Below are 18,818 nucleotides of genomic sequence, written 5' to 3'. Positions count from 1 at the left end.
CGACCACGGCCGCGCGGGCCGGGAAGCGGATCCCGGCCGGTGTGAGCCCCAGGGCGTGAGTGCCGTCGTCGTCCCTCGCGCGTGCGGTCCCGACCTGAGGACTACCCAGGACACCGGGCGCGAAGACGACGGCCACGGCGAAAGCGGCTCCGATGCTCACCGCTGCGACCTCACCGAGTGCGGACCGGTCCGGCCCGGTTCCATCGTACGAAATTCTTTTCGATTACGGCGGCGGTGCCGACGCTCGGCCGTGGACCGGGAAGCGGAACTGGAACGCCAGGCGCCCGTCGGCCTCGTCCCCGATCCGGGCGAGGACCTCGTCGAGCGCCATGAACTCCTCCCACACCGCCCGGCCGCTCGCCTCGGCAAGTCGGGCCACGACGAGCTCCTCCAGGTCGGTGACGCGCTTGTTCTTCCAGATCTTGTCGGCGAGGCTGACCATCAGGTCCTCCAGAGCGATGTGCGGTCGCGTCCATGACGCGTGGGTCGCGGCGAAGCGGGCCCGCTCCGGGCCGAAACCGTGCGCGAGCAGCAGCGTCCGGCCGGCCTCCTCATGGGCCGAGCCCGGCCCGGAGAGTTCGCCCGGGTGCACGGTCTTCCCTATGTCGTGGGTCGCCGCCCCGAAGAGCACCGCCTCCCGGTCGAGGGCCGCCTCGGGACAGCGCCGTTCCAGCCGGTCGACCAGCTGATGCGCGACGTCGTGCACCGCCCGCAGATGGGCCGCGAGGCGCGGCGGACTTCCGAGGCACGACAGCAACTCCGCGACACGGTCCGGCAGGGCGAGCAGGGGCGGCCCGGCCTCGCCGGTCATGGCCCGCGTCAGCAGGGTGTGGGTCGACATCCCGTCAGGTTTCTTGCGGCGTACCTCGGTTGTGCCGGTGCGGGCCCGACCGTGCCGGACGGCCGGAACCGGCTCACCGGTGCCGGTCCCACGCGCCGCCGCACTACCCTGGCTCACAGCCAGGCCCTCGCCACCTGATCGGGGAAACATCCGCATGTCCGACGAGACGGGTCCCATACAGGCCGAGTTGGACGCGGTGCACGCCCGACACGACGCGGTGCGAAGCGAATTGGGCGATCTGCGCATCCGGATCTGCCAGGAGCTGGGGATCGTGCGCCGGGAGCCGGGACCCGACGGGCAGAGCGTCCCGGGTGTCGTGTCCGACCAGGAGATCGTGGCCGCGGTCGCCCGGCTGCGGGCCGAGGCGGACGCCTTCCGGCAACCCGGCGACGGAACGCACCCGCAGTGGGCGCGGATCGACTGCCTGATCCTCGAGGGCCGCAGGATCCAGGCCCTCCAGCGCATCCGTGACGAGTTCGGCGGCGGCATCCACGAGGCGCTCGGCCTGCTGGACCAGCGCTGCCTCCGGCTCCGGCGCGACCGTCCGGACGACTTCGTCAACGGCGACTGACCTTCGGAGCGGCGGGTCCGGTCCGCGGGCGGCGCCTTCACGCGGCGGTCGGACCCGGCGCGACGGAGTGCCGGGCCAGGGCAAGTCCCCGGCCCGGCACGGCCTCACGACGCCGTCGGCTCCTGCTGGTGGGTGTCGTAGGGCCGCGTGATGATCTCCATGCCGTGTCCGGCCGGATCCATGAAGTACAGTCCGCGCCCACCGAAGTTGTGGTTGATCTCCCCGGGCTGCTTGCGATGCGGATCGGCGTAGTACGTGATCCCGTCCTGCCGGATCCGCTCGAAGGCCGCGTCGAACTCGTCGTCCGAGACGAGGAACGCGTAGTGCTGCATGACGATCGACTCCGCCGGGATGGTGGCGAAGTCCAGGGTGACCCCGTTGCTGGTGGCCACCGGAACGAACGGTCCCCACTCGGTCCCGGCCTCGAGCCCCAGGATGTGCGCCAGGAACTCGGCGGACTCCCGGTTGTCCCGGGCATGGACGATGGTGTGATTCAACTCGACTGACATGTGTGGAATGCCTCCGTAAGGCAATCTCACAGGCGCCTCCATGCCTCACCCGGTCGGTGACCGACACGCGATGCCCTACTCGTGATCCTATGCGGCCCCGCCCGCAGCGTCGAGGTCCGTCCCCGAGCGGTCCGTGACCGTGGCCGCTCGGGCGGGGCAAGGCATCCGGGCAGGTCAGACCGCCGTCCCGAGTGCCGGGTCCGTCCGGGCCGCGTCCCGTACGACGCCACGGCGCCGGGTCGGCATCCCGAGGGTCGGGTTGGCGACGGCCCAGGCCGCGCCCTTGCAGACCAGTTCCTTGTAGACGGCGGCCGACCGCCCGGTCAGCGCGGCCCGCACGGCGCGGTCGTCGGCGGTGACGTACTGGATCAGGCCTTCCCTGCGGCCCAGCGAGATGCACTGGTTGAAGTAGCGCAGCGGCACGTTCGGGAGCTTTCCGCCGGTGAGGCGGGCGGCGATGGCGTCGGCCGCCTGCCACGCCATGGGGGCGCCCGAGGCGCACGACATCCGCAGCGGCTTGTCGCCGGGGCCCGTCGCCATGGCCGCGTCCCCGACGGCGTACACGTCGGGGTGCGAGACCGAGCGCATGGTCGCGTCGACCACGATCTGTCCCGTGTCGGTGACCTCCAGAGTGGTGGCCGCGGAGATCGGGTGCACGGCGAAGCCGGTGGTCCACACGGTGACCGCGGCCGGAAGGGACGTACCGTCGGCGGCGGTGACCCGGTCGGCCGCGACCTCGGTGACGGCGGTGTGCTCGTGCACCGTGATGCCGAGCCCGCCGACGACCTTGCGCAGGTGGCGGCGTCCCTTGGTGGAGAGCCAGTCGCCGAGTCCGCCGCGGACGGCGAGGGCGATGTCGAGGTCCGGGCGGGCCTCGGCGAGTTCCGTCGCGAACTCCAGGCCGGTGAGACCGCCGCCGACCACGACCACGGGCTGTCCGGCGTCCAGGCCGGCCAGGCGCTCGCGCAGCCGGAGCGCTCCGGGGCGGCCCGCGATCTCGTGGGCGTGCTCGGCCGCGCCCGGGACGCCCTGGGCGTTCCAGCCGCTGCCGAGGGCGTAGACGAGGGTGTCGTACCCCAGTTCCTCGGCGCCGTTCGCGCCGGTGACGGCGACGGCCCTGCGGTCGACGTCGACGCCGGTGACCCGCGCGAGCTTCAGTTCGACGCCGGTGCCCTCGAACATCTCCTGGAAGGGCCGGGGCCTGAGGTCCTGGCCGGTCGCGAGCTGGTGCATACGGACGCGCTCGACGAAGTCGGGCTCGGCGTTGACGAGCGTGACGGCGACGTCTTCGCGGCGCAGCCGCTTGGCGAGGCGCCCGGCGGCGATGGCGCCGGCGTATCCGGCGCCGAGGACGACGATGCGGTGCTGCATCTGCTGGCTCCTGTCTTGAACGGATTCGCCCCTTGAACCGGGCAGCCCGCCGTTTCCTGACAGGAACGCGCTGTGAAGCACCTCACACAGCGGTCAGAAGGCGGCGGGGAGCAGGGGTTCCCCGTGGTCGGTGGCCGCCCAGTGCCGGGTGAAGCGTTCGAGTTTGTCGGGGTTGACCTGGTTGCGGAACGCGGCGATGCCGTCGGCGGTGATCTCCAGGCACATGACGCCGATGACCCGGTCGTCGATGACCGCCACGAGGGCGGGGCCGCCGTTGACGGTCGTGGCGTGGACCACGGGCGATCCGCCGACCAGGGAGCGCTTGGCCTTGCTGGGCTTGAACAGCCCGCGCATGAAGGTCGCGACCGCGAGAGCGCCCTCGAACGCCTTGGCGCGGGCCGGCACCTTCCCGCCGCCGTCGCCGATCGCGACGGCGTCCTCGGTGAGCAACCGCACGAGCAGATCGGTCCGGCCGCTGGTGGCGGCCGCGAGGAACTCGTCGATGATCCGCCGGGCGGCGGCCTCGTCGATCTCGGTACGGGCCTTGCCGTCGACGACGTGCTTCTTGGCCCGGTGGAAGATCTGCTGGCTGGCGGCCTCGGTGATGTCGAGGATCTCGGCGATCTCCCGGTGCGAGTAGGCGAAGGCCTCGCGCAGCACGTACACCGCCCGCTCGCCCGGAGAGAGCCTCTCCAGTACGGCGAGGACCGCGAACGAGACCGATTCGCGCTGTTCGGCGGTGTCGGCCGGGCCGAGCATCGGGTCCCCGGCGAGCAGCGGCTCGGGCAGCCACTGGCCCACATACGTCTCACGCCGTGCGCGGGCCGAGGTGAGCTGGTTGAGGCACAGGCGGGTGAGGACCTTCGTCAGCCAGGCCTCGGGGACCTCGATCCGGTCGACGTCGGCGGCCTGCCAGCGCAGAAACGTCTCCTGCACGGCGTCCTCGGCCTCGCTCGCGGAGCCGAGCAGGCGGTAGGCGATGGCCGCCAGGCGCGGCCTGGAGGCTTCGAACCGGTCCACGTCGTTCATGGTCAGGGCCATGACCTGGATCCTAGGGCCTGGTGGCGCGCGGGTGACCGGCGGCGGGCTGCAGGTTCACATCCCGGCCATGTCGCCGCCGGTCAGGCCCGGGGCCAACGCCGGGAACCAGAAGACCGCGACGGCCAGGACGATCGAGGCGACCCCCACGACCCGGGCCACCAGGCGGCCGGCCGGAGCGAGCTTCTCAGCGGTGATCACGACGGCCAGCGCCCCCATCGCCCACAGATTCATCACCCCGAAGGCCGCCAGCAGCACCATCAGGGCCCAGCAGCAGCCCAGACAGAAGGCGCCGTGGTGGGCTCCGGCCCGCAGATCGCGCGAGGTCCGCGGGTACGAGGCGTAGCGCAGGATCAGCCCCAACGGCGAGCGGCACTTCGCCAGGCAGCGGTCCTTGAGCGGGGTGAGCTGGTAGAGGCCGCCGACCGCGAAGACGGCCGCGGCCACCGCCGACCGCGCCGTCGCGGGGAGGTCGGCGGTCCGGCCGAGGCCGGCGGCCAGCGCGTACGCCGGCAGTCCGGCCGCGGCCCAGACGAGCAGGTAGGCGACGGTGAACACGGCCATGCGCGGCACCCGGTGGGCGGTGATGGTGCGGGCGTACAGCGCGGCGACGGCTGCCGTGGCGGGCAGCATCATCGCGGCCGTCATCAGCGTCCACACGGCCAGGAAGGCGGCCAGGTCCAGGCCCATGGTGCCGGACATCGCCCCCATGCCGCCCCAGCGCACCACCAGCCACACCCAGGCGGCGGCCGCCGCGACCAGCAGCAGCGGGGCCGGGCCCGGCCTGCGGCGGACGGCGACCGGGCCACCGGTCACGCGGACCACGTGAACGGCGCGGAGTGGCCGTTGGCGCCGGAGAAGTCCCAGGACCGGCCGTGGACGCCGTTACCCGTGGCCCGGATGGACCGGGCGACCGTCAGGTTGCTGTTCGCCGGGTGGAAGATGCCGGTCAGGCCCATCACGGGACCGTCCTCGCCGAACTGCGGGGCGATCTGGTCCTCGATCTCGATGTCGATGGCGTCCCCGACCCGCACGGCGTGGCGGCGGCCGTCGTCGCGGTATTCGATGGGGACGCGCTCCACACCGAGGACCTCGCCGACGAGCGGAGTGAGCGCCGCCATCGGTCCGCCGGCCTGACCGGAGAAGACCTCGGCCAGCGCTTGCGCCTGGCCCTCGTCGGTGGAGGCGTCGACGTACAGCGCCACCTGCCAGCCGCCCTCGGCCATCGCCTGCGGCGCGTCGATGAAGACGGCGACGCTGTGGTCGGAGACGTCCACGCCGTCCACGTTCCCGGCGTCCACGTGGAACGCGAAGGTCACCTGACACCGCTCGTGGTCGGCCGGCGCGGCGAAGCCCGAGGTGGTGCACGGGCACACCACGTCGCAGTTGCAGCTCTCCAGGTACGTGCCGTTCAGATTCCAGGACACGGCTCTTCCTCCCTGTCGCATGTCCCCGTTGTGCGTCCCCTCGCCGCGGGGCCCGGCCGGGAGGCCCGTCCCGGCCCCGGTGCCCCTCCTCACCACGCTATTCCCGACGGTCCCGGCGCGCAGTTCCGCACTGATCAAGCGGCCGCTGCCGGTACGGACGGCCGTGGGCACTGTCAGTGGCGGCCGGCAGAGTGGGACGCGTGACTTCGGTGACTGCTCACGACTACGCCTGGATCCGTTCCTCCCCGGTGTTCCGCCGCGCGACGGACACCGGGTACACCCTGGCCCCGGTGCGGGGCGTCGCGCCCGAGGAGGTGCTGCGCATCATGGGGGCGGAGCCGCAGGGCACCTGCGTGGGGGCGGAGGAACTGATCGAGCGGCAGGACGAGTTGCACGAGCCGATGGACTACTGGAGCGAATCGTTCCCCGCGGGCGCGTTCACCGTGCCGGGGGCGGACGGCGAACGCTTCTGCCGGGAGTTCGCCCGCGAGGACGTCGAGGCCGCTACGGCACGCGCCCGCGCTCGGGCCGAGGCACCGACGGTCGTCCCCGGGACGTTCTTCCCGCTCTCCGCCCCCTGACCCCGCGACGGCACCGGCCCGGCAGGCGGCCCGGGCCGGGAGACGGAAGGACGACGCAGACGATGGCGACGGCACAGGAGGTCCGGACCCTGGCGCTCTCCCTGCCACGCACGGAGGAGGCGCTGGTACGGGACCAGGTCAAGTTCCGGGTCCACCGGATCGTCTACGTGGCGCTGTCCCGGGACGAGCTGTCCATGGGGTTCGCGTTCCCGCGGGAGGAGCGGCTCGCGCTGATCGCCTCGGAACCGGAGAAGTTCTTCATGCCGGCGGCCTCCGACGAGCGGTTCAACTGGGTGCGGGTACGGCTGCCCTCGCTGGACGACGACGAGATGACCGAACTGGTGGTCTCCGCCTGGGCGATGGTGGTGCCCAAGCGCCTCTCGGCGGACCGCTTGGCCCGGCTGGACGTGCGGGCGGCGGGGCGGCGGAGCGAATCCGCCGACGCTCCCGAGGAGGGGAAAGGCACGGCTGAGGGCTGACGGCTGACGGCTGACGGCTGACGGCTGACGGCTGACGGCTGACGGTGGTGCTCGTCGATCTCGCCGCCCGAGTATCCACCCCGTCGGCGCCACGCAGGTGGAAGGGTGTGAGCGTTCGCGTCCGCACCACGGAGGAGAAGCTCTCGGCATGGCCGTCATCCACCACACCGTCCTCACACCGACCAAGCTGGAGCTGCTCGCCGCCTGGATGCCCGCCCGGCCGTGGTTCCGCGGTGGCGCGGGTGAGCCGGACCTGGCCAAGGCCGGTGGTTTCCGGCTGGACGATCCGCAGGGCGAGGTGGGTATGGAGTTCCTGGTGGTCACCGACGCCTCCGGCGCGGACCCGGCCGCCTATCTGGTGCCGCTCACCTATCGGGGCGCCCCGCTCGACGGGGCGGAGCACGCCCTCGTCGGCACCATGGAGCACGGGGTACTGGGGCGGCGCTGGGCCTACGACGGCTGCCACGACCCGGTCCTGGTCGCCCAGTTGCTGGCCCTGATCGAGGGCCGGGCCCAGGCGCAGGACCAGAACGCCAGCGACACCCCCGACCGGGAGGTGTTCCGCGCCTGCACGACCGAAGTCCCTCTGAAGGCGGCGGACTTCACCACTGCCGAGGACAGCCGGGACGGTACCGAACTGTCGGCACCGCACGGTACGGCCCTGCGTCTGCGTCGCCTGCTGCACCCCGCTCCGGAGGGCGCTCCGCCCGTCCCGCCGGGCGACGCGGCCGGCCATGTCGCCGGCTCCTGGCTCCTGCCGGACGGCACACGGACCCGGGGTCTGTTCGCGGTCCTGCACACCGGCCCTCGTTCCTGACGCGGCGCCCCGGTCCGTGCCCGCGGACGTCCACACCGCCGACGCTGCGTGGCGTCCGCCCGCGGCAGGGCGGGACCGGGGCGCAAGCCGCCCCGGCCGCCTGCCGCCGGACGTCCGGGGGCACGGCCCCCGGCGTGCTTCAGAGCTGGGTGGCCGGTTCCAGGGCCTCGACGGCCGCTGCCGCGGCGGCGGAGTCCTGACCGTAGAAGATGTCGATGTCGACCTCCTCGCCGCCCATGGTGAGCGTGTCCCAGGCTCCGCTGAGCACCAGCATGCGCAGCGTGCTGCTCTCCAGGGTGCCCAGGCGTTCCAGGATCGCCTCGTCGTCCGGCATCCCGGGCATGCGCTTCGCCAGTCGGGTGCGGATCCCGCGCAGCCGTTCCAGGAGTGTCGCGGTGTCCGCCTCGCGGTCCGGTTCTTCGGCGATCCCGTCGATGCCGTGCGCGATGATGTCCTTGATGGCCCAGGTGGCGCCCTGGTCGTCGGTGGTCACCATCGCCTTCCAGGCCCGGCTCTTGTGGCGGTACTGGAGCATCGACATGGCGGCCTCGTGGCGCAGGAAGTCCGCGTCCCGGAAGGGCTTTCCGTTCCATGCCGCGTTGAGGGACCGTGCCAGCGAGATCGCGGAGGCCAGGCCGCTGTTGAGTCCCCGGCCCGGCCAGAAGTGGATGGCGTTGGCGGCGTCACCCAGCAGGAATCCGTACGTACCCGGAGTGTTGGCCGTGGGCGGCAGCAACTCGGCGGTGAAGCGAGGTCGTTGCACCATGTCCAGGCGGAACGAGGTGACCGCGCTCAGGTCTTCGGGCTCCACGCCGAACAGTCGCAGCCCTTCGCCCACCCGCTTCCACAGGGCCGAGCCCCTGATGAGCGCCGGGAGGAACAGGGTGCTGTGCGTGGAGCACTGGAAGTCGCCGTGCTCGTCGCGTGCCATCAGGCAGGGGCGGGAGGCGATGCACTCCTCGAAGACACGGCGGACCGGATCGATGCCGACGACCTCCGCGACCTCCGCGTCCGTCAGACGCATGTTGAGGAAGCCCTCGCCGCGCAGGGAGTTCAGCAGGAACCGGTTCTGCCCGACGGTCAGCAGTACCGCCATGGGGTCGTCCAGGCCCGACTTCACGCGCAGGCCGAGGACCACGTCCTGGAGATGCCGGCCGTCCAGCGAGTAGATGGACTCGTCGGCCTTGCCGAACTTGGCGGCGAAGTGCTCCCGGGTGTGCGACCGGCCGCCGTCGCAGATCGCCAGTACGTGCTGGCCGGCCAGCTCGTCCTGCTGTTCGTCGATGCTGAACCGGGCGGGTACGAGCCGTATGCGGCCCCGCTTCTCGTTCGCCACTTCCAGGAGCCGGTCCTCGATGTAGGCGATCCGCATGTTGCGCGGGTGGTGATCGCCGATCGAGTCGGGGCCGGACGGCCACATCTCGGTGTAGTGGTCCGGTTCGAAGAGCCGGGCCTGGGTCTCCTCGGGCAGGCTGAGGTACTGGCGGCTCTGCACGGTCACCACCTGCTGGCGCCGCACATTGCCCTGGCTCGCGTCCTTCCAGACGATCTTGCGCCCCTGCTTGCGCCACCGGCCGTCGTAGACGGTGATGCTGACCTGGGCGCCGAGGAGACGCTCCAGCAACAGCGCCAGGGACAGGCCGACGGGCCCTCCGCCCGCGATGGTGACCCGCAGCACGGGCCCGTGTTCGATCTCCTCGTCGCCGTGGGTCAAGGACCTCGGCAGGGAGAGCGCCGTGATGGTCTCCATGGCGTCGGCGACCTCGAAGCGGAACGCCTGGTCGCCGATGGTGATGTCGTCACCGGGCCTGAGCAGTCGGGAGGCGATCTCCTCGCCGTTGACCAGGGTTCCGTTGCTGCTGCCGCAGTCGCGCAGCACATAGCCCTGGGTGTCGTCGAGGATGAGTTCCGCGTGGAAGCGCGAGACGCTCAAACTGGAGATGACCACGGTGTTCTCGGAGTTGCGTCCGAAGGTGACCCGGGTGCCGATCACCGGTATGCGTTCTCCGGCCAGCAGTCCTTCGTGCCCAACAAGCACCGGCGCCACAGCACTTCCTTCCAAGGTTCGACCGCATTGCCGCTGCCGCGGTGCCACCGGAACGCACCGCCGCGCGGGCAGGACCGGGCAGCGTGTGACGGGTAGGGCGGAGGAACTTCCGCTCGACGTAATTGAATTGTGAATGGTTCGGTTCTGGCGACAGAGTAGCGCCGCCTGACCGGTACAGATGACTCATCATGCCCGATTCCGAAGCCGTTCGGGAGAGGCCTTCCGACGACCGCGGAGTGGACCTCACCTGGGGTGAGTTGGCCATCCTGCACCTCATGCGTCACTCCCGGACACGCGGTCGAGCGTGTCGCGGCGGATAATGACGAACAATGGCGGATTAATTACCTTTTCAGGCAGACCTACGGCTCGATTCCGACCGCACGACCTCCGGAGGATCGGCCAGGTCCACGCGACCGCCGGTCGACTCCGACCGCAGCGGCCGTCGACTCCGGCGAGGGCTCCGACAGCGGGGGCAGACACGGTCGAATGGATGTACGTTTGAACGTACTGGCTGCGTGACCGCCCGCGACGGCCGGGCCCGGGCGCCCGGTCCACCGTCGGCGTACCGGAAGGGGCTCCGTATGACGTCGCAGCAGGCACCTTCGCACGGCCCGCGGACCAAGCGGGCGCACTGGCCCGTCCCCCTGCTGACGCTCTCGCTGGCGGCCACGGGCCTGGGCGGCGCCGGCGTCGCGCACGCCGCGGCCGTACCGGAGGGTCCCGCCGCGGCTGCCGCGAGCGCGACCTGCGCGGACAAGGTCTTCGCCGCGATGTCGGAACCGCAACGGATCGGTCAGCTCTTCATGGGGGGCGTCAACGCGGCCAAGCCGGACCAGAAGCGGATCCAGGTGCTGCGCGAATACCACGTCGGGTCGGTGTTCCTGGCCGGGCGGAGCAGCGCCGGCACCAAGGCGGTCAAGTCCCTCACCGACAGCCTTCAGGCGAAGGCCGACACCGTCTCGGGGCACCGCGTGGGGCTGCTGGTCTCCACCGATCAGGAGGGCGGCAAGGTACAGGTGCTGTCCGGCCCCGGCTTCTCGACCATACCGAGCGCGCTGGTGCAGGGAGGCTGGTCCACAGCGGCACTGCGCAGCGCGGCCGCCGGGTGGGCGAAGCAGCTCAAGTCGGCCGGTGTCAACCAGAACCTCGCGCCCGTCGCGGACGTCGTCCCGGCCAGCCTGGGGACGGACAACGCGCCGATCGGCCGGTACGGCCGCGAGTACGGCCACACCGCCGCGACCGTGACCTCCCACAGTCTCGCCTTCGCCGCGGGCTTCACCCAGTCCAAGGTGCTGACCACCTTCAAGCACTTCCCGGGACTGGGCTACGTCCGCGGCAACACCGACACCACGGCGAACGTGGTGGACTCGGTGACGACGAGCAAGAGCGCGAGCCTCGCTCCGTTCAGCGCGGGCATCAAGGCGGGCGCGCCCTTCGTCATGGTCTCGTTGGCCAAGTACAGCAGGATCGACGCCAAGCACCAGGCCGTGTTCTCCCCCACCGTGATCAATGGGCTGCTCCGCAGGACCCTGGGCTTCAAGGGCGTGGTGATCTCGGACGACCTCGGGAACGCGGTGGCCGTGAAGTCCGTGGCCGTGGGCAACCGCGCCGTGGACTTCCTGTTCGCGGGCGGGGACATGGTCCTGACCGTCGAACCGAACCTGGTCCCGACCATGGCCAAGGCCGTGCAGACCCGGATGGCACAGAGTTCGATCTTCCGCACCCAGGTGGACCAGAGCGTCCACCGCGTCCTGGCCGCCAAGCAGCAGGCGGGCCTGCTGTACTGCGGTTGACCCCGACGGCAGGACCGTCCGCCGGGCCCGAACCCGAAACACGCCCTAGTCGATCAGCACCGCCAGTCCCGCGATCAGTCCCAGGACCAGGAGGTTGACCAGCACCGCGTACAGGATGCACAGCCAGCCCACGACGATGGCCGCCAGTGACAGCCAACGGCCTTCCAGTCCACGCCTCTTGGCGCGACGACGTCCCAAGTGCCCGGAGACGATGGCGACAAGTGCGCAGACGATCAACAGGCCCAGGATCGGCGCCGAGTACGTCACGGTGAGCCAGCCGCCCATGACGGAACCGCTCGCATAGATCACGGCGGCGACGGCGGCGTAGACGCTGACGACGGCGGGCTTGTTGCGGGTCCGGTCGGCCGACTGGGGCGGGGCGCTCATGATCGGAACGATACCGACACGGCGGAGGCGTCCGTGACGCCGCCGCCTCGCCCGTCACCCCTCGCCCCTCGCCCCTCGCCCCTCGCCCCTCGCCCCTGGGCAATTTCCGGCCGACCCGTCCGGAAGACGGCTTGCCAGTCGATCACTTCACGGGAGACACTTCTACAGGACTGTAGATCGTGCGGGGAAAGGCGGACCTGATGTTCGGCTTGAGTGAGCTGGCGGTGATTCTCGTCGTGGTCGTCGCGGTCCTGGGAATCAAGAAGCTGCCCGAGCTGACGCGGTCGGCGGGCAAGGCCGCCCGGATCTTCAAGAGCGAGGCCAAGGCGTTCAAGGAGCAGGACGCTCCGGACGGGGTGCCCGGGTCCGGCCGTGTGATCTCCGGCGACGTCGTCGACCGGGACCGAGCTCCGGGCTCCTGAAGGCACGGCCCGGTGTCCGGCAGCCGGACACCGGGGTGCGGAGTCGGGTCAGGTCGCGCCGATGAGCCCGATGGCCCGGCGCAGGCTCTCGGCGACGGCGTGCGGGATGTCGTCGACCGGGAACAGCACCTGCCGTACGACGCGTTCGGCGTCGACGACCAGGATCAGCCGCTTGTGGCACAGGCGGCCGGCGGCACGGAAGGTGGGCAGTCGTAGCGCCGCCGTCAGTTGATGGGCGGCATCCGAGTGAAGGCCGTAGGGGATGTCCTCCGTCCGGGCGAACTCCAGCTGTTCGCGCACGGGTTGGGTGCTGACCCCACGCACGTCCACCCCCGCCTTCCGGAAGTCGGCCCAGGCGTCGCGGAATTGCCTGGCCTCCTGCACACAGCCGACGGCGTCGGGAATCTCCCCGCCCCACTCCACCCCCGCGCCGGGGTAGGTGAACAGCACGGTCGCCACGGCGTCCGGGGAGACGAGCGGCAGGTCGGCACCGTGCGTGCCGGGCAGTACCGGGCCGTCGGGCAGCCGGGTGCCGACCAGGGCGTGGACACGGGCGTGTTCGGCGCCGCCCGCCCGCCCGGTCGCGGCGGGACTCCCGTCGCCCAGCACCCATCGGTCGCCCCAGTCCTGCATCGCCACGAGCAGCGGCAGCAGGGCCACGCCCGCGTCGGTGAGCAGGTACTCGTAGCGCACGGGGCGCCGTTGGTACAGGCTGCGGCGCAGGACGCCGTGGGCGACGAGACGGCCCAGACGCTCCGTCAGGACCTTGCGCGACAGGCCGATCTCGGCGGCCAGCGCGTCGAAACGGACGTGCCCGCCGGCGACTTCGCGCAGCACGAGCACGTTCCACCAGTCCCCCAGGACCAGGGCGGCCTGCGCGATGCCACAGTTCTCGTCCGCGTTGTGCATCCTCATGCGCCCATAGTAAGTTCCTTTTCGGGACTCACTTTGTTTCTGGAGAAAACTTTCCGCCCGCGTCAGGCGGGCCCAGCATGAGGAGTTGCACCGTGACCGCCATCAGCCGGGTCGTCGCACGGGAGATCATCGACAGCCGGGGCAATCCGACCGTCGAGGTCGACGTGGAACTCAAGGACGGGTCACGCGGCCGCGCGGCCGTCCCGTCGGGCGCCTCCACCGGCGCCCGCGAGGCGGTCGAACTGCGGGACGGGGATCCTGCGCGGTTCCACGGCAAGGGCGTACAGCGCGCGGTGGACGCCGTGACCGAGAGCATCGCGGACGCCGTGATCGGACTCGACGCCGACGATCAGGCGACCGTCGACCGCACCATGATCGAACTGGACGGCACCGACACCAAGGCGCGGCTCGGCGCCAACGCCCTGCTCGGCGTCTCCCTGGCCACCGCCAAGGCCGCCGCGGCCTCGCACCACCTGCCGCTGTACCGCTACGTCGGCGGGGTCGACGCCCGCCTGCTGCCGGTGCCGATGATGAACATCGTCAACGGCGGTGCCCACGCGGACAATCCGCTGGACTTCCAGGAGTTCATGATCGCCCCCATCGGCGCGGCGACCTTCGCCGAGGCCGTCCGGATGGGCTCGGAGGTCTTCCACACCCTGCGCGGCAACCTCGTCGCCGCCGGCCACAGCGTGAACGTCGGCGACGAGGGCGGCTTCGCCCCCGACCTGCGCACGGCCGAGGAGGCCCTGGACTTCGTCGTACGGGCCATCGAACAGACCGGCTACAAGCCCGGCACCGACATCACCCTCGTCATGGACCCGGCCACCTCGGAGTTCTTCCGCGACGGCGTCTACGACTACCAGGGCGAAGGCGTCCGCCGTACGCCCGCCGAGCACGCCGACTACCTCGCCGGTCTCGTGGACCGCTATCCCGTGGCGTCCATCGAGGACCCGATGGCCGAGGACGACCACGACGGCTGGCGCGACCTGACCACCCGGCTCGGCGGCCGTTGCCAGCTCACCGGCGACGACGTCTTCTGCACCAACGAGACCCTGCTGCGCGCCGGGATCCGGGACGGTGTCGCCAACTCCGTCCTGGTGAAGGTCAATCAGATCGGCACCCTCACCGAGACGCTGGCCACCGTCTCCACCGCCCACCGCGCCGGGTACACGGTCGTGATGTCCCACCGCTCCGGCGAGACCGAGGACACCACCATCGCCGACCTCGCCGTGGCCACGGGCTGCGGTCAGATCAAGACCGGCTCGCTGTCCCGCTCCGACCGCACCGCCAAGTACAACCGACTCCTGCGTATCGAGGAGGAGTTGGGGACCAAGGCGCGTTACGCCGGCCGGGAGTTCCTGGGCCTGCGCCGATAGCCGCCCCCTACCGCCGCACACCTCGGCCCGCCGGACACCCGGCGGGCCGAACTGTTGCCGCGGCGGGCTGCGGACCCGACGCGACGCGTGGACGGCGGCGTCGACGCCGACACCGACAATTTTTCTTTTCTTGACAACTGATCCTGTCGGACGCATGCTGGAACGGCAGCCGGACAACACCGTGAACCGGACATCACCGGGAAACCGAGGGACTCTCATGCGCACCTTGATCAGCACGGCCTTCGTCTCGCTCGACGGCGTGGTGGAGGCACCCGGCGGCGAAGCCGGGTACCGGAACTCCGGCTGGACCTTCAAAGACATCGAGTTCCTCCCCGAGGCGTTCGACATCAAGGGCCGCGAGCAGAAGGACGCCACGGCGATGCTGATGGGCCGGACCAGCTACGAGGCGTTCAGCCCGGTGTGGCCGGACATGGCGGACTTCGCCGACTACAACGCGATGCCGAAGTACGTCGTCTCCACTACCCTCACCGAGGACAGGCTCGTCTCCGGCTGGGGCGAGACCACCGTCCTGCGCTCACTCGACGAGGTCGCCGCCCTCAAGGAGACCCACGGCGGCCCGATCATCGTCCACGGCAGCGCCTCCCTGAACCACGGCCTCTCGGACGCGGGCCTGATCGACCGCTACCACCTGCTGGTCTTCCCGCTGCTGCTCGGTGCGGGCAAGCGCCTGTTCAGCACGACGGACAAGGACACCCAGAAGCTGAAGCTGGTCGAGCACGAGGTCTACGCCAACGGTCTGCAGAAGCAGGTCTTCGACGTGGTCCGCTGACGGCACCGCGTGGCCGTCACCACGCGCCCGTCAGTCCGTCGCGGCGGGAAGGTGCCGGGCCGCCACGAGCCTGGCCAGCGCCGCGAGTCCGGTGAAGTAGGAGGCACAGTAATCCTCGTCGATCAGCGGAACGACCTTGTCGAGGTCGGCGATGCACGCCCAGAGCACGGCGATCCAGTGGCCGTCGAGTGCGCCGTCCAGTTCCCCCATGACGAGACCTGCGACGTCCGCGTCCAGCAGGACCAGGTCCACGCCGTCGATGTCCACGCCGCGGAAGCCGTCGGGGAAAGGCGCACGAAGGTGCGCCTCCCAGAGCACGGCGAGCCGGTCCTCGTGCAGCGCCCCGCCCAGGTCGCCGGTCGTCGGCCCCTCCGTGGCACCGGCGACCAGGCCGTGCATGTCCGAGCCGTCGGGCACGACGTCGCGGGAGCGCGGGTCCGGCCGCGGTGAAGGCAAGGGGCCGGACGTCGGCGGAGGGGTGTTCACGTGCGCGATCTTGCCGTCAACGCGGGCTGTTGTCACCGGAATTGGTGCGCGACGCGACGTGGGCCGGCTGGAGGCCGGCCGGCTGCCTGCCGCCCCGGACGTTCCGCGATGCCGTGCTCGCCTTCGATCCGCGGCAGGCCGCCGCCACCTCGTACCCCTGGATCAGCTTTCCCCGGATTCCCGACGGCGCAGAACTCCACGACGCCGGAGTCGGGTGACGGCGGCTGCGTGTGGGGTGCCGTGCCGCTACCTCACCCGGAGGGTGTACGGGCCGGTCGCCTGGGCGGTCAGGCGCCAGCCACCGGGCTGCGCCGAGAGCTGGACGCCGGTGAGACCGCGGACCGTGGTCGTCGGGCGGCTCGCGCCGGGGAGCCACACGTCCAGGACGCCCTTCCCGGTACCCGACAGCCGCAGGTCCCGGTCGGTGGCGGAGGACTCGAGGGAGGTCAGACGGCCGGGAGCGCTGCGCGGGTACGCCTGGGACAGCGCCGTGGTCTCGAAGGCCGGGCTCGGCAGCGGCTTGCCGTCGGGGCAGGTGTACAGCACGACGCCGCCGCCCGAGGTGGTGGCCGCGGGGTCGTTCTGCGGATCACCGCAGGCCTTCTTCCAGACCCAGATCGCCGAGCCGAGCATGTCGGCGTTCTGCCGTTCCAGGAACCGGTTGAAACGCGAGCGGAAGTCCTCGGGTTCCCCGAACCATCCCCACTCGCCCGACCACAGCGGCGCCCCGTACGCCCGGGCGGTGCGCTCGGCGGTGGTGTAGCCCTGCTCGATCGAGGTCAGGGTGACGCCCAGTCCCTGGTCCATGGTGATCGACTCGCTGTAGAGGTGCGGCGAGAAGACGAGCAGCGGGTCGTCGGCGAACCCGGCCGGCGGGGTGGTGTCGAAGCCCAGGCCCGACCAGAGGATCGAGGGTTCGAAGAACACCAGGTGGTGGAAGCCGCCGCGGGTGTTCGCCTCCGCGGCCCGGATCGAGGTGATCGCCTGCTGGTACAGGCGGCCGAGCAGGAGCGAGGAGGTGACGCCCGGGGCGTTGCCGGGGCCGGGCTCGTTGAGGAGGTCGTAGCCGGCGACGGCGGGCTCGTCGGCGAAGGTCTCGGCGAGGCGGCCCCAGGCGCGGGCGAACTCGGTGCCGATGCCGTCGGTGTCGTCGTAGAGGTTGGTGAACGCCTGCTGCACATTGGGCGCGAGGTCGCGGCCGAGGAAGCCACAGGCCTGGGCGCCGTCGGTGCGGGTCGCCCACTCGGGTGCGCCGTCGTTGCCGAACTCCGGTGACGCGTTGGCGCGGCACCGCGTGCCCGGCGCGGCGGTGACGTACTTCGAGAAGGTGTCCTGGTGGATGTCGAGGACGGTGTGGATCCCGTGGGCGGCGGCCTGGTCGACCGCGCTGCGCACCCGCGCGAGGTACGCCTCGTCGAAGACGCCTCGCTTCGGCTCCAGGGCCGACCAGGACAGGGCCAGCCGCTGGACGTCGAACCCGTACCGGGCCATCAGCGCGTAGTCGGAGTCCTCCAGGGGCCACACCGTGGGCTTGGCCGGGTCGGGCTGTCCGTAGTCGATGAGCTGGTTGACGTTCACGCCGCGGAGCAGCACCTGCCGGCCCGCGCTGTCGCCGATCACCGGGGGCTGTCCGTCCCGGCGCAGCACGGTCAGCGGAAGCAGTCTGTTCGGGTCGCGGCCCGCGGCCTGTGTCCGCGCGTCGACGAGGGCCACCGGTGCGTCCGGCGTGCCCGACGGCAGGGAGCCGGTGGCGAGCGCCAGCACGGCGGCGACCGCGACGGGCGGCGCCCACCGGGCCGCATGGCCGAGACGGCCGCGCTCGGCCGAGGGCTGCGTCCGGCGCCGCCAGGCCAGCTCCGCGACCCAGGGGACGCACACGACGCCGGCGCACGCGCCCGCGGTCACCCCCTCCGCGACCCGCACGAGCACGGACGCGACCGGGAACAGCGCCCCGCCGAAACCGTTCAGACCCCCGTCGAGGACCCACAGGGGCACGAACCCGAGAACGCCCGCCGCGGTGAGCGTCGTCGCGAGCGACCACAGCGTCACCCCGGTACGGGCCTGGGGCAGCCCGGGCGACACCACCCGGCGCCAGAGCACGACACCGGCGAGCACCGCCACGCCCCCGGCGACCAGCGTCGCCACCGCCACGCCACCGGGTACCGGGCCGGCGGCCCAGGCGAACACACCGGTACCCGCCTGGAGCGCCACGGCGACACCGGCGGGCAGCCAGGCGCACCCGGCGATCTGGTTGATGTCGACGCCGCCCGCATGCCCTGCGGCGCGCTCACCGCCCTCGACGCCCTGGTCGTCGCCCCCGACGGCCTTGCGGCGCAGGCGCCACACGCCGATCCGGTACGCCGACGCCGCCGGGCCCGCGACCAGCGGCCCGAACGCGGCGTACTTCGCCCCGGTCAGACCGCACTCGGCCAGCAGCGACCCGACCGTCGGAAACAGGTGCAGCCCGTCCGTGCCGGCGATCGCGAGCAGCAGCACGCTGTAGACCAGCTTGGCCAGGAACGCCACCAGGATCAGACTCGACCAGACCGCGCCGAAGACCCAGCGCGCCCTCGCGCGGGGAGCGACGGCGCGCACCACCCGGTGGACGGCCACCGCGCCGCCACCGATCAGCAGGGGCAGGAACACCACCGTGGCCCAGGCGGGGCTGGTGGCGTTGCCGGGTACGAATCCCGCGTCCGGCCAGTTCTCCGGGGCGAACAGTCCGGTGCCGTCGACATGGCCGAGGGCAGCACAGAGCACCGCGAGTACGACCGCGGTGGTGAGGGACGCGATGCGGGCAAGCCGACGGCCGCCGCGCTGATCATCGAGCATGGATGGAGAAGATAGAGCAGCCCGAAGGCCTGCGGAAGGCCTGTGAGCAGGGAATTCCTCCCGGCACACGCGTCCCGGCAGGTCTGGACGACATGGTAGCCGCGGACCGCTTCCGGCTTCGGCGGGAGGCCCGTCC

General features: G+C 71.5%; 19 protein-coding genes. 8 read left to right on the top strand and 11 right to left on the bottom strand.

What is annotated here, in order from left to right; genetic code table 11:
* Positions 1–223: 223 nt before the first annotated feature.
* Positions 224–841: an HD domain-containing protein gene (locus tag ACZ60B_RS18245; protein ID WP_469388075.1), complete on the bottom strand. Its 618-nt coding sequence runs from the start codon at positions 839–841 to the stop codon at positions 224–226.
* Between the two features lie 154 nt (positions 842–995).
* On the opposite strand from ACZ60B_RS18245, the gene ACZ60B_RS18240 reads away from it, so the two are divergent.
* Complete coding sequence (locus ACZ60B_RS18240; protein ID WP_469388073.1) at positions 996–1,412, top strand: hypothetical protein; 417 nt, start codon at positions 996–998, stop codon at positions 1,410–1,412.
* A gap of 104 nt (positions 1,413–1,516) precedes the next feature.
* Here ACZ60B_RS18240 and ACZ60B_RS18235 read toward each other — a convergent pair whose 3' ends face one another.
* The 5 genes from ACZ60B_RS18235 to ACZ60B_RS18215 all read right to left on the bottom strand — a co-directional run bounded on the left by ACZ60B_RS18235 (position 1,517) and on the right by ACZ60B_RS18215 (position 5,757).
* Positions 1,517–1,921 (bottom strand): VOC family protein, encoded by a 405-nt coding sequence (locus ACZ60B_RS18235; RefSeq protein ID WP_469388072.1) that lies wholly within the window; start codon positions 1,919–1,921, stop codon positions 1,517–1,519.
* 174 nt (positions 1,922–2,095) lie between these two features.
* Positions 2,096–3,292: an NAD(P)/FAD-dependent oxidoreductase gene (locus ACZ60B_RS18230; RefSeq protein WP_469388071.1), complete on the bottom strand. Its 1,197-nt coding sequence runs from the start codon at positions 3,290–3,292 to the stop codon at positions 2,096–2,098.
* Positions 3,293–3,385: 93 nt separating this feature from the next.
* Positions 3,386–4,333 carry an RNA polymerase sigma factor SigJ gene (sigJ, locus tag ACZ60B_RS18225; RefSeq protein ID WP_469388069.1) on the bottom strand — a complete coding sequence of 316 codons (948 nt, stop codon included), beginning with the start codon at positions 4,331–4,333 and terminating at the stop codon, positions 3,386–3,388.
* 54 nt (positions 4,334–4,387) lie between these two features.
* Positions 4,388–5,146 carry a DUF2182 domain-containing protein gene (locus ACZ60B_RS18220; protein ID WP_469388067.1) on the bottom strand — a complete coding sequence of 253 codons (759 nt, stop codon included), beginning with the start codon at positions 5,144–5,146 and terminating at the stop codon, positions 4,388–4,390.
* The gene (locus ACZ60B_RS18215; protein WP_469388066.1) at positions 5,143–5,757 is read right to left on the bottom strand and encodes a DUF1326 domain-containing protein; all 615 of its coding nucleotides are present in this window, start codon (positions 5,755–5,757) and stop codon (positions 5,143–5,145) included. Before ACZ60B_RS18215 ends, ACZ60B_RS18220 begins: the two co-directional genes overlap by 4 nt.
* A 200-nt stretch (positions 5,758–5,957) precedes the next feature.
* Between ACZ60B_RS18215 and ACZ60B_RS18210 the strand changes: the two genes are divergently transcribed.
* The 3 genes from ACZ60B_RS18210 to ACZ60B_RS18200 all read left to right on the top strand — a co-directional run bounded on the left by ACZ60B_RS18210 (position 5,958) and on the right by ACZ60B_RS18200 (position 7,634).
* Positions 5,958–6,338 carry a DUF6461 domain-containing protein gene (locus tag ACZ60B_RS18210; protein WP_469388064.1) on the top strand — a complete coding sequence of 127 codons (381 nt, stop codon included), beginning with the start codon at positions 5,958–5,960 and terminating at the stop codon, positions 6,336–6,338.
* Between the two features lie 62 nt (positions 6,339–6,400).
* Complete coding sequence (locus ACZ60B_RS18205) at positions 6,401–6,817, top strand: MmcQ/YjbR family DNA-binding protein (protein ID WP_469388062.1); 417 nt, start codon at positions 6,401–6,403, stop codon at positions 6,815–6,817.
* A gap of 148 nt (positions 6,818–6,965) precedes the next feature.
* Positions 6,966–7,634, top strand: a complete 669-nt coding sequence (locus tag ACZ60B_RS18200; RefSeq protein ID WP_469388060.1) for a maltokinase N-terminal cap-like domain-containing protein — start codon at positions 6,966–6,968, stop codon at positions 7,632–7,634.
* A gap of 139 nt (positions 7,635–7,773) precedes the next feature.
* Here the strand turns inward: ACZ60B_RS18200 and ACZ60B_RS18195 are convergent, their stop codons facing one another.
* Complete coding sequence (locus ACZ60B_RS18195) at positions 7,774–9,672, bottom strand: FHA domain-containing protein (protein ID WP_469388058.1); 1,899 nt, start codon at positions 9,670–9,672, stop codon at positions 7,774–7,776.
* Between the two features lie 590 nt (positions 9,673–10,262).
* Between ACZ60B_RS18195 and ACZ60B_RS18190 the strand changes: the two genes are divergently transcribed.
* Entirely contained in the window at positions 10,263–11,474 is a 1,212-nt protein-coding gene (locus tag ACZ60B_RS18190; RefSeq protein WP_469388056.1) for a glycoside hydrolase family 3 N-terminal domain-containing protein, read from the top strand.
* Positions 11,475–11,519: 45 nt separating this feature from the next.
* Here the strand turns inward: ACZ60B_RS18190 and ACZ60B_RS18185 are convergent, their stop codons facing one another.
* Entirely contained in the window at positions 11,520–11,861 is a 342-nt protein-coding gene (locus tag ACZ60B_RS18185) for a DUF4190 domain-containing protein (protein WP_469388054.1), read from the bottom strand.
* Positions 11,862–12,061: 200 nt separating this feature from the next.
* Between ACZ60B_RS18185 and ACZ60B_RS18180 the strand changes: the two genes are divergently transcribed.
* Entirely contained in the window at positions 12,062–12,283 is a 222-nt protein-coding gene (locus ACZ60B_RS18180) for a twin-arginine translocase TatA/TatE family subunit (protein WP_469388052.1), read from the top strand.
* Positions 12,284–12,331: 48 nt separating this feature from the next.
* Here ACZ60B_RS18180 and ACZ60B_RS18175 read toward each other — a convergent pair whose 3' ends face one another.
* Entirely contained in the window at positions 12,332–13,198 is an 867-nt protein-coding gene (locus ACZ60B_RS18175) for a winged helix-turn-helix transcriptional regulator (RefSeq protein ID WP_469388051.1), read from the bottom strand.
* A gap of 92 nt (positions 13,199–13,290) precedes the next feature.
* Between ACZ60B_RS18175 and eno the strand changes: the two genes are divergently transcribed.
* Together eno and ACZ60B_RS18165 are read left to right on the top strand one after the other, a co-directional pair.
* Positions 13,291–14,574: a phosphopyruvate hydratase gene (eno, locus tag ACZ60B_RS18170; RefSeq protein WP_469388049.1), complete on the top strand. Its 1,284-nt coding sequence runs from the start codon at positions 13,291–13,293 to the stop codon at positions 14,572–14,574.
* A 217-nt stretch (positions 14,575–14,791) separates the two neighbouring features.
* Positions 14,792–15,364, top strand: a complete 573-nt coding sequence (locus ACZ60B_RS18165; RefSeq protein ID WP_469388047.1) for a dihydrofolate reductase family protein — start codon at positions 14,792–14,794, stop codon at positions 15,362–15,364.
* A 30-nt stretch (positions 15,365–15,394) separates the two neighbouring features.
* Here the strand turns inward: ACZ60B_RS18165 and ACZ60B_RS18160 are convergent, their stop codons facing one another.
* Positions 15,395–15,850, bottom strand: coding sequence for a hypothetical protein (locus ACZ60B_RS18160; RefSeq protein ID WP_469388045.1), 456 nt, complete (start codon positions 15,848–15,850; stop codon positions 15,395–15,397).
* Positions 15,851–16,096: 246 nt separating this feature from the next.
* Positions 16,097–18,682 carry a glycoside hydrolase family 5 protein gene (locus ACZ60B_RS18155; RefSeq protein ID WP_469388043.1) on the bottom strand — a complete coding sequence of 862 codons (2,586 nt, stop codon included), beginning with the start codon at positions 18,680–18,682 and terminating at the stop codon, positions 16,097–16,099.
* Positions 18,683–18,818: the final 136 nt, after the last annotated feature.

The sequence above is a fragment of the Streptomyces sp. NPDC104096 genome (assembly GCF_055584385.1).
This window is presented reverse-complemented; position numbering and strand designations above follow the sequence as displayed.